The organism is Neisseria sp. P0021.S005 (assembly GCF_051956955.1).
In genome coordinates, this window is sequence record NZ_JBQCWY010000607.1 from 1 (window position 1) to 1,853 (window position 1,853).

Annotated in this window: 1 protein-coding gene; it reads right to left on the bottom strand. The window is 47.4% G+C overall.

Features of this window, described 5'->3' with window-relative positions; translation table 11 throughout:
- On the bottom strand, window positions 1-1,816 hold a 1,816-nt coding region (gene thrS, locus ACTHUE_RS17440), incomplete at its 3' end, for a threonine--tRNA ligase (RefSeq protein WP_440403036.1).
- Window positions 1,817-1,853 lie beyond the last annotated feature (37 nt).

A 1,853-nucleotide genomic window follows, 5' to 3' on the forward strand; every position in this document is an offset into this window, starting at 1 on the left:
CAACTTTGTTTTCTTGTTTCTCTTTATCGCCGACAACGATTTGATAAGGGAAACGGTATTGGCTGTTGTCACGGATTTTGTAACCGATTTTTTCGTTACGCAAATCCAATTCGACACGGAAGCCTGCTGCCTGTAATTTAGCAGCCACTTCGCGACAATAATCTGCTTGGTTTTCGGTGATATTCATAATCACCATTTGAACCGGAGCAAGCCACAATGGGAATGAGCCTGCATGGTTTTCAATCAGAATACCGATGAAGCGCTCCAATGAACCCAAAATAGCACGGTGCAACATTACAGGACGCGCACGGTCGTTGTTTTCTGTTACATATTCTGCATTCAAACGCTCCGGCAATACGAAGTCCAACTGCAGGGTACCGCACTGCCAAGAGCGACCCAAGGCATCTTTGACATGGTACTCAATCTTAGGACCATAGAATGCACCTTCGCCAGGCAACTCTTCCCACTCTACGCCGCAAGCAGTCAATGCGTCACGCAGGCCTTGTTCGGCTTTATCCCAAACTTCGTCAGAACCTGCACGTTGTTCAGGACGGAGGGACAACTTCACAGCAACATCATGGAAGCCGAATTGTTTGTAAATACGAACCAATAATTCATTGAATGCACGTGCCTCATCGACGATTTGATCTTCGGTACAGAAGATATGCGCATCATCTTGCACAAAACCGCGAACACGCATCAGACCATGCAACGCACCGCTTGGTTCATTGCGGTGGCAAGAACCAAACTCAGCCAAACGCATCGGCAAATCGCGATATGAGCGCAAGCCGTTATTGAAAATTTGCACATGACCCGGACAGTTCATCGGTTTAACCGCGTATTCGCGTTTTTCGGAACTGGTCACGAACATATTGTCTTTATAGTTTTCCCAGTGGCCGGATTTTTCCCAGAAGGTTTTATCCATAATCTGAGGCGTTTTTACCTCTTTATAACCGGCAGCATTCAGCTCTTTGCGCATATGCTGCTCAATCACTTGCCACAAAGTCCAGCCTTTAGGATGCCAGAACACCATGCCCGGCGCTTCATCTTGCAGGTGGAACAAATCCAATTGTTTACCCAGCTTACGGTGGTCGCGTTTTTCCGCTTCCTCGATGCGTTGGATATAGGCTTTTAATTCGTCTTTGCTTGCCCAAGCCGTACCGTAAATACGTTGCAACATTTCATTGTTGCTGTCGCCGCGCCAGTATGCGCCTGCCAGCTTGGTCAGCTTGAAGTTTTTCAAGAAACGGGTATTGGGAACGTGAGGACCGCGGCACATATCGACGTATTCTTGATGATGATACATGCCCATTGCTTCCACTTCAGGCATGTCTTCAATCAGACGCAATTTATACTCTTCGCCGCGATCTTGGAAAATTTTGATGGTTTCTGCACGAGGCGTCATCACTTTAATAATGTCATAGTCTTGTGCAATCAACTCTTTCATGCGCGCTTCGATGGCTGCTACATCATCAGGCGTAAATGGTTTTTCAGTTGCGATATCGTAATAGAACCCGTCTTCAATCACCGGGCCGATAACCATTTTGGCATCTGGGTAGAGCTGCTTGACCGCATGACCGACCAAGTGCGCGCAGGAGTGGCGGATAATTTCCACGCCTTCTTTGTCTTTAGGCGTAATGATTTGAACGTGGGCATCTTCGGTAATCGGATCGCAAGCATCCACCAATTTACCGTTAACCTTGCCCGCTACCGTTGCCTTTGCCAAACCTGCACCGATAGACGCTGCAATTTGCGCCACGGTAACGGGTGATTCATATTGGCGGACCGAACCGTCCGGCAAGGTAATGTTCAACATCAGAAAGCTCCAAAACATTAAAAAATAACGGCATAAA